10 protein-coding genes are annotated in these 8,263 nt (G+C 28.3%); 9 read left to right on the top strand and 1 reads right to left on the bottom strand.

All coding sequences use genetic code 11. The features are described from left to right. The 4 genes from QVZ41_RS14295 to QVZ41_RS14280 form a co-directional block, all read left to right on the top strand. Nucleotides 1-225: hypothetical protein (locus QVZ41_RS14295; protein ID WP_302885326.1), on the top strand; the 225-nt coding region annotated here is incomplete at its 5' end. Nucleotides 226-508: 283 nt separating this feature from the next. After that, a complete protein-coding gene (locus QVZ41_RS14290) occupies nucleotides 509-727 on the top strand; it encodes a tRNA pseudouridine synthase A (RefSeq protein ID WP_302885325.1) in 219 nt (72 codons plus the stop codon). A gap of 7 nt (nucleotides 728-734) precedes the next feature. Further along, complete coding sequence (locus QVZ41_RS14285; RefSeq protein ID WP_302885324.1) at nucleotides 735-1,016, top strand: type II toxin-antitoxin system RelE/ParE family toxin; 282 nt, start codon at nucleotides 735-737, stop codon at nucleotides 1,014-1,016. A 239-nt stretch (nucleotides 1,017-1,255) separates the two neighbouring features. Then, nucleotides 1,256-1,645 (top strand): hypothetical protein, encoded by a 390-nt coding sequence (locus tag QVZ41_RS14280; protein WP_302885323.1) that lies wholly within the window; start codon nucleotides 1,256-1,258, stop codon nucleotides 1,643-1,645. 82 nt (nucleotides 1,646-1,727) lie between these two features. On the opposite strand, the gene QVZ41_RS14275 is transcribed toward QVZ41_RS14280, so the two are convergent. Further along, nucleotides 1,728-1,940: a hypothetical protein gene (locus QVZ41_RS14275; protein WP_302885322.1), complete on the bottom strand. Its 213-nt coding sequence runs from the start codon at nucleotides 1,938-1,940 to the stop codon at nucleotides 1,728-1,730. A gap of 1,543 nt (nucleotides 1,941-3,483) precedes the next feature. Here QVZ41_RS14275 and QVZ41_RS14270 point away from each other — a divergent pair. The 5 genes from QVZ41_RS14270 to QVZ41_RS14250 all read left to right on the top strand — a co-directional run bounded on the left by QVZ41_RS14270 (nucleotide 3,484) and on the right by QVZ41_RS14250 (nucleotide 7,258). Next, complete coding sequence (locus QVZ41_RS14270; RefSeq protein ID WP_302885321.1) at nucleotides 3,484-3,864, top strand: hypothetical protein; 381 nt, start codon at nucleotides 3,484-3,486, stop codon at nucleotides 3,862-3,864. Between the two features lie 248 nt (nucleotides 3,865-4,112). Next, nucleotides 4,113-4,499 carry a hypothetical protein gene (locus QVZ41_RS14265; RefSeq protein ID WP_302885320.1) on the top strand — a complete coding sequence of 129 codons (387 nt, stop codon included), beginning with the start codon at nucleotides 4,113-4,115 and terminating at the stop codon, nucleotides 4,497-4,499. Between the two features lie 451 nt (nucleotides 4,500-4,950). Next, nucleotides 4,951-5,727, top strand: a complete 777-nt coding sequence (locus QVZ41_RS14260; RefSeq protein ID WP_302885319.1) for a competence protein CoiA — start codon at nucleotides 4,951-4,953, stop codon at nucleotides 5,725-5,727. An 878-nt stretch (nucleotides 5,728-6,605) separates the two neighbouring features. Then, on the top strand, nucleotides 6,606-6,899 hold the full coding sequence (locus QVZ41_RS14255) for a type II toxin-antitoxin system HigB family toxin (RefSeq protein WP_302885318.1): 294 nt from the start codon (nucleotides 6,606-6,608) through the stop codon (nucleotides 6,897-6,899). A 2-nt stretch (nucleotides 6,900-6,901) separates the two neighbouring features. Then, the gene (locus QVZ41_RS14250) at nucleotides 6,902-7,258 is read left to right on the top strand and encodes a helix-turn-helix domain-containing protein (RefSeq protein ID WP_302885317.1); all 357 of its coding nucleotides are present in this window, start codon (nucleotides 6,902-6,904) and stop codon (nucleotides 7,256-7,258) included. The last annotated feature ends 1,005 nt before the right edge of the window (nucleotides 7,259-8,263 follow it).

Raw genomic sequence — 8,263 nt, 5'->3', positions numbered from 1 at the left:
AATAGTAAAACAGAAAAAGAAGTTATAAATCAAGAATATATAATCCTTTTAAAAGGATTCGCTTATGGAGAAATAGGAATTAAAAATTTAATAACAGGAGAAATTGATAAAATGAAAATTAGCGAGAACAAAATAAAAGGAATAAAAGAAAATGATAGAATCAAATTGGAATTTAAAAAAGGATTTTTTGGTTTCAAATATAATCCTACAATAAATGAAGAATAAAAACTACCTACAACACCGGCTAAACTTCATGCGGGTTCTGTGCTTTCTCAAAGTTTTGTGTATATTTACTAAGTCGCCAAATCTTGTTGATTTGGCTTTGTGAAATCAAAGAAACAAAACCAAACAAAAAGCTTCGGCATAGTCCGTTCTCGAAAATCTTGTCGATTTTCAAGCCCACACAAAGCCTAGCCAAAACCGTTGTAAATAATAGTTGAGAAAAACTATTCTTAGAAAATATAAGTTTAAAATCGCTTTTTTGTACTTTTGTTTAAAATGAAATATTATGTACACTATACAATTAAAAATCAGCGATAAAGTCTACGACAAATTTATTTGGTTATTGAGCAAGTTCAATAAAGAAGAAATTGAAATTGTAAGTGAAAGTTCTGACTTTACGTCAACTTCTAATTATTTACATAATGAATTGAATGAAATTGAGAACGGAAAAGCAAAATTTGTTTCTCAACATGAATTTGAAAATAGATTAAATGGAATAATTTAATTGTTTTATGAAAATAATCTATAAGGATACTTTTGTTGAAAGATTAGAAAGACAATTAAAATATATCGCTAAGAAAAGTCCTAAATCTGCGAGAAAATTAAAGACTGAACTTATTCAACGAATAAAAGAAATTCATGAAAACCCATATTTATTTCGAAAATCGATTTATTTTGAAAATGATGCTATTCGAGATTTAATTTATAAAGGATATACTGTAGTGTTTAGAATTAATGAAAATCAAATTGAAATATTTGGATTTACTAAATTCCAAGATAAACCTACAGACTAAAAAACTACTATTTACAACACCGGCTAAACTTCATGCGGGTTTTGTGCAAACTTCAAAGTTTTGTGTATATTTACTAAGTCGCCAAATCTTGTTGATTTGGCTTTGTGAAATCAAAGAAACAAATCCAAACAAAAAGCTTCGGCTTAGTACGTGTTCGAAAATCTTGGCGATTTTCAATCCCGCACAAAGCCTAGCCAAAACCGTTGTAGCACAATTGAATCCAAGAAGACATCATTAAAATGAGTAAATTAAATAGATTCTTAGACTTTTTATATGGTGAAAATAATAAAAGAATAAAGTATATACCTTTAATATTATTATCATTACTAATAACATATTCTGCTTTTAGACAATACGAAATACAAAAATATAAAGCTAAAGTCATTGGAGTTGTAACTAAAATAAGTTTTACTGGAAATTTCAGATATAGCTTAGATTATGAATATACAGTTAATGACGTTAAATATATTGGAAGTGTAGGTGTATCAAATTTTATTTGTGACGATGGAACAAAAGGTTGTGTTGGAAAAAAGTTTGAGATTTACTATTCTACTAAAAACCCTGAGTACAGCCGAATCTACTTAGGGAAATATGAAAAAAATAAACAAACTGTAGAATTTTTTAAGTAATATTAATTCGAAACGTAATTAAGAGTAAATAAAACAAATATCTAATTATAAGTTCCTAATAAAAATCATGCTACAACACCGGCTAAACTTCATGCGGGTTTTGTGCTTTCTCAAAGTTTTGTGTATATTTATTAAGTCGCCAAATCTTGTTGATTTGGCTTTGTGAAACCAAAGAAACAAAACCAAACAAAAAGCTTCGGCTTAGTTCGTGTTCGAAAATCTTGTCGATTTTCAACCCCGCACAAAGCCTAGCCAAAACCGTTGCCCAAAATAAAATCGTAGCTGCGTTTTTCATAGAAATATTCCTATAAATCGAAAATTATTGCTTCTCTCCTATTTTAAAAAACTTCATAAAATAAGAGCATTTTTTGGCTGAAAATTATTGACTTTTTTTGTTGAGTATAAAAAATTAAACAAAAATATTCCTATCAAAAAACAACATTTTTCTTGGCTGAAAAACTTGTAGAAATTCTGACAAAAAAGTTGTGTTGAAAAAAATCGTAACTGTGAAAATTATTAAGTTTTCGAGAAATTATTTAAATATAAAAAAATCATGTTTTCTTGAGAAATGAAGAACAGTAAAAACGAGTAGGAAATTATCGTAGTTACGTAAAATCATATTTCTTTTGAAAAATTATCATAATTAAAAACTTTAACTATTCTAATTTTTTGTGGAGGAAGAAAACTAATATTTTCCTTGAAACTTAAAACTTTGAAACATGAATTTTTCAATCTAAAGAAACAGTCTGAAAAATACTTTGGGCAACACCGGCTAAACTTCATGCGGGTTTTGTGCAAACTTCAAAGTTTTGTGTATATTTACTAAGTCGCCAAATCTTGTTGATTTGGCTTTGTGAAACCAAAAGAAACAAAACCAAACAAAAAGCTTCGGCTTAGTCCGTGTTCGAAAATCTTGGCGATTTTCTTCCCGCACAAAGCCTAGCCAAAACCGTTGCCAAGCATTAACCAAAAACACGTGAAAATTGTGTTCGAAAAATTAAGAAAAAACATAATATCTTTATTTCTATTTACCATTTTTTCAATAGTTTATTTTTGTACGATATATTTACATTCTACAACAAATAGACTTTATTTATATAGAGATAATGTTGAATATATTTCTTCTCTTGTATCATATGGCTTTATCATACTACTATTTACATTTTTATTAATTATAATCTACGGTCTCTTAAAAAATAAACTATATACATATCTGAAAATAAATGGTTTAATAATTATTGTTGGTACACTAATTATTCAAATATTAGATTTTGCTCCATGTTTTTTTAAATATGAAAATGAACTACATAAAACGAATATTCAATATTATCAACTTCTTGAATCACTCTTATGTCCGAGATATTCTAATCCTGGAAGGTTTGGTTTAATTTTAAAATTATCTATTGGTATTATTATATACTTTACAGCTAAAAACCGTGAAAAAAAATAGTACCGTATGATTTTTTTTTAATCTACTATGAAATTTCTTTAAATAACTTAAATCTCAAATATTTGAAAAATATTAATGACAGTAACGCGTAGAAAATTATTGTAGTTCTGAAAAACTTTAAATTCACGAAACAATTCCTTTTAGAACTGATGTTTTTATTGAAAATAACATTTGAAAAAAACGCATGGCAACACCGGCTAAACTTCATGCGGGTTTTGTGCCAACTTCAAAGTTTTGTGTATATTTACTAAGTCGCCAAATCTTGTTGATTTGGCTTTGTGAAATCAAAGAAACAAATCCAAACAAAAAGCTTCGGCTTAGTTGCGTGTTCGAAAATCTGGCCGATTTTCTTCCCGCACAAAGCCTAGCCAAAACCGTTGTACTACATTTGAAAAAAACATATCACATAGAATTAGACGGAATGAAAATTGGAACAACTCAATTTGAATCTGCAGATACACCAATGGGAGTTGTTTATGGTAAACTTAATTTTGAAAACATAAACTCTCCTTACGAATTGATAAAACAGTATTGTTTGAAAAATAAAGTAGGAATTAATAACGATTACCCAGAAGACAAGTTTATAAATACAATGATAATTCCTGAATTGAAAGTGTTTGACTCTGAGCGAAAAGAATTAAAAGGTTTGGGTGCATATATTATTGGAATGGAAAGTGAAGAATTTGAAATTCAATTTGGAGGAATAACATCTGATTTAATGCAATCGGAATTTAAACACCATTACGATCAATATTATAAAGCTGAATAAAAAACGTAGTACAACACCGGCTAAACTTCATGCGGGTTTAGTGCTTTCTCAAAGTTTTGTGTATATTTACTAGGTCGCCAAATCTTGTTGATTTGGCTTTGTGAAATCAAAGAAACAAAACCAAACAAAAAGCTTCGGCTTAGGTGCGTGTTCGAAAATCTGGCCGATTTTCTTCCCGCACAAAGCCTAGCCAAAACCGTTGTAAAAAATTATAGTCTCTATTCAAAAATTAATATTTTTATAAAATCATGAATTTATTCAAAACAAAATATAGTTACACCGTTAATAATGAGGTTTTTGAAAAATTAGACAATAAGTTTAACAGTAAATTTTCAAAGATTTTAATACCTGTGAAAATTGGTAGAGCTGGTGATCAATTAATTAAAACCTCGATAAATTGTATTACGATATCTGAAGATAGAAAAAAACTCCAAATAACATCAAACGTGACAAAGCTAAGTATAGGAATTATAATTAGTTTTTTATTTGTTACATTTTTTGTTGGTTTTCTATATAGTTTTACAACTTCTTTATTTTTATTTACCTTGATTTTTATACCAATGGGAATGATGTTTATAAGCACAACAAAATCATTCGTTAAAAGTCAAACAATTGAATATTTGAAAAACTTGTGATTATTTTACAATAAATAAAACTAGAAAAGAAGCTGAAAATTTTTATTTAAATATGTTAATTGTGACAACTATAAATCTATTAATATTTTGTTGCTTCAATTTTTGGTTCTAGGCTAAGGAGAAAGCTCTAATTTTCCAAATTTTAATATAGACTTAACTTTTACAAATTACAATCCTAGGATATCTCTCGCTGAAGAAATGTAATTCCGAAAATTAATTAGTGGAAAAAACTTTTTACAACACCGGCTAAACTTCATGCGGGTTTTGTACTTACTTCAAAGTTTTGTGTATATTTACTAAGTCGCCAAATCTTGTTGATTTGGCTTTGTGAAACCAAAGAAACAAATCCAAACAAAAAGCTTCGGCTTAGTACGTATTCGAAAATCTGGCCGATTTTCAATCCCGCACAAAGCCTAGCCAAAACCGTTAGGTTTAATTTAAAAAAAATCAAATGAAATATTCTTTGGTTAATAATAAAAAAGTTGAAGCCTTTCCAAAAGGGAGAGGAATATGTGTATGTTGCCAAAGAGAAACTATATCTAAATGTGGGCCTAAAATAATTAATCACTGGGCTCATAAAAATTTAAAGCATTGTGATAACTGGTGGGAAAATGAAACTCAATGGCATAGACAATGGAAATCTCATTTTCCAAATAATTGGCAAGAAGTAGTTCACATTGATGAAAATTCAGGTGAAAAACATATTGCTGATGTTAAAACAGATACAGGTTTTGTACTAGAATTTCAAAATTCTCCCATGTCATTAGAAGAGTTAAATTCTAGAGAAAGTTTTTATAAAAAAATGATTTGGATAGTGAATGCTAAGAAATTCGAAAAAAACTTTTTTATTCTTGGTAAACTCCCAAATCCTAATGATTCTAACTTTGAAGATTTGGCATTTAGTTCAACAAAAAAAGATGATAAAGGAAGATCATTTTGGAAATATTCAGAGAATCCAGATTGGGAAAAAGAAGTAGATGAAGTTGTTTTGTATAGATCATATAGTTTCTCCGAAATAGAAAAATATGTTGAAGAATCTTATATAGGACATCATTTATTTGAATGGAAAAAACCAAGATATGTTTGGTTTCAATCTAATACAGACGTATTTCTTGATTTTGGCAATAAATATTTGTGGAAATTAATGAAATATGGTCAAAATAAAGTCTTATGCATCCGTAAAATCAGTAGAGACTATTTCATAGAAAGAGCAAAAGGTAAAAACTAAACCTAACACCGGCTAAACTTCATGCGGGTTTTGTGCAAACTTCAAAGTTTTGTGTATATTTACTAAGTCGCCAAATCTTGTTGATTTGGCTTTGTGAAAACAAAGAAACAAAACCAAACAAAAAGCTTCGGCTTAGTACGTGTTCGAAAATCTTGTCGATTTTCAACCCCGCACAAAGCCTAGCCAAAACCGTTAGCCTAAACAGGAAATTTCGGTCGAAATTTCCGCAGATAAATTAATTCTTAACTTTTCTTGAAACATTTTAAAACCAATTCTCACGCAAAAAAAACAAGTTGAAAACTTTTCTGTAAACCGATAATTTATTGACTTTCTTAAAGAAAATTATTTTAAAAAAAATGTACTTTTTTGTGGCTGAAAATTATTGTATTTTCTCTGAGCGTAAAAAAAAATAACGTGTCGAATTGTGCATGAAAAAAGTGAATAAATTATTATTCATAATTCTTTGAGAGAAAATATATAAAAATAAAAATGGTGTTAAAAGTTACGTGCTGAACTGTACGCTAAATTGTTTCATTGATACTTTTCTTTAACCGATAAATATTTACAAGCAAAACGTTGAATTTTATCGTAACAACGCGATTTGAAAAGCAGTAACGCTGAAAAAAATAAGAATAATGCATTTTTTCAATAAAACATTTTTGTGTCTGAAAAACTGCATAGGCTAACAACAGCTAAAAAACAAAGCTAATTTATGCTTTCACTAAGTTGGTTTTCTTTTTATTTTCTGTAGTTTTAAGTCTGAAAATTAATCGGCTAGTCTAACGCTTCGTTTCCTAGCTAAAACCGTTGCCAAACATTATTGAAAAAATCCCAAAACGGTAACTTTTTTTATTATATTTGCATAAAATAAGAATATAGTGAGAGTAATTTCTAAGAAAATTTTACGAGACTTTTGGACAAAACATGCTGATTCAGAAGAACAATTAAAAGCCTGGTTTCGTGAAACAGAAAAAGCAAAATGGATAAATATCAATGATTTAAAAGCTGAATATCCAAGTGCTAGTATATTGAAAGACAATAGAATTGTATTCAATATCAAAGGAAATAATTATAGACTTATTGTGAAATTTAATTTTGAATATCAAATTTCATGGATAAGATTTATTGGAACTCATGCTGAATACGATAAAATTAACGCTAACGAAATTTAATTATGAATATATCACCTATCAGAAACGAAAAAGATTATCAAAAAGCTCTTGAAAGACTTGAGTTAATTTTTGATGCGAAAAAAGATTCTAAGGAAGGAGACGAATTAGAAATATTATCAATGTTAATTGACAAATATGAAAATGAAGTTTATCCTATTGGAATGCCAGATCCTATTGAAGCCATAAAATTTAGAATGGAACAAATGGGAATGAAACAAAAAGACTTGGCAGAAGTTATGGGTTTTAAAAGTAGAGTAAGTGAGATATTAAATAAGAAAAGGAAATTAACTCTTGAAATGATTCGAAAGTTGAGTTTGACTCTTCATATACCTACAGAAGTATTAATCCAAGATTATTAATATAAAAACGTTAGGCAACACCGGCTAAACTTAATGCGGGTTCTGTGTTTTCTCAAAGTTTTGTGTATATTTACTAGGTCGCCAAATCTTGTTGATTTGGCTTTGTGAAATCAAAGAAACAAATCCAAACAAAAAGCTTCGGCTTAGTACGTGTTCGAAAATCTTGTCGATTTTCAACCCCGCACAAAGCCTAGCCAAAACCGTTACCTAACATAAAATCGTAGCTACGTAAAATATTCTTAAACAAAGAGTAATGAAAATATTTAGAAAAATATTAATTATTATATGCTTGTTAATGATTATAATATCAAGCTATATGTTTTATAAAAATGAAAGTAAGTTATATAGTTATTTACTACAAATATTTCCATTATTAACAGTTATTATCATCTCTATTATTTCTGAAAAAACTAATAGAAAAACTTAATAAAAAACACATGTTTGAAAATCGTAACAATGAAAAATAAGTCTTAGATAAATTATTTTAACATAAAAAATGGTGTCCTACTTTATGTTATCGTAACTGTGAAAACTTAAAAATTCTTGAAACATTTATTAAAAAAATAACTTCCTAAAACTTTGATAAATATTTAACCAGAGCAACGTGTTAGAAATTATCGTAGCTGTGAAGAAATAAAAAATCATTGAAAACTTTAATTAAAAACTAAGAGTTTTAATTCTATATTAACATTTGAAAAAAACGTTAGGTAACACCGGCTAAACTTCATGCGGGTTCTGTGCTTTCTCAAAGTTTTGTGTATATTTACTAAGTCGCCAAATCTTGTTGATTTGGCTTTGTGAAACCAAAGAAACAAATCCAAACAAAAAGCTTCGGCTTAGTCCGTGTTCGAAAATCTTGTCGATTTTCTTCCCGCACAAAGCCTAGCCAAAACCGTTGGCAACAAGCAAAAAATGAGCTATATAAAAAACAAAATAGAACTTGAAGAAAATGGATATTCTGTTTTATCTGACTTATATTCAGATACATAAATAAGTGAAATTATA

It is taken from the genome of Wenyingzhuangia gilva (assembly GCF_030519655.1).
GTDB classification, from domain to species: Bacteria; Bacteroidota; Bacteroidia; order Flavobacteriales; family Flavobacteriaceae; genus Wenyingzhuangia; species Wenyingzhuangia gilva.
The sequence above is the reverse complement of the archived record's forward strand: the minus strand, read 5'-3'. Positions and strand labels throughout refer to the sequence as shown.

Excerpts from the sequence above, each read along its gene's own strand:
- QVZ41_RS14290 (WP_302885325.1), top strand. The coding sequence starts at position 509 with ATGTACACTATACAATTAAAAATCAGCGATAAAGTCTACGACAAATTT.
- QVZ41_RS14285 (WP_302885324.1), top strand. The coding sequence starts at position 735 with ATGAAAATAATCTATAAGGATACTTTTGTTGAAAGATTAGAAAGACAA.
- QVZ41_RS14280 (WP_302885323.1), top strand. The coding sequence starts at position 1,256 with ATGAGTAAATTAAATAGATTCTTAGACTTTTTATATGGTGAAAATAAT.
- QVZ41_RS14275 (WP_302885322.1), bottom strand. The coding sequence starts at position 1,940 with ATGAAAAACGCAGCTACGATTTTATTTTGGGCAACGGTTTTGGCTAGG.
- QVZ41_RS14265 (WP_302885320.1), top strand. The coding sequence starts at position 4,113 with ATGAATTTATTCAAAACAAAATATAGTTACACCGTTAATAATGAGGTT.
- QVZ41_RS14260 (WP_302885319.1), top strand. The coding sequence starts at position 4,951 with ATGAAATATTCTTTGGTTAATAATAAAAAAGTTGAAGCCTTTCCAAAA.
- QVZ41_RS14250 (WP_302885317.1), top strand. The coding sequence starts at position 6,902 with ATGAATATATCACCTATCAGAAACGAAAAAGATTATCAAAAAGCTCTT.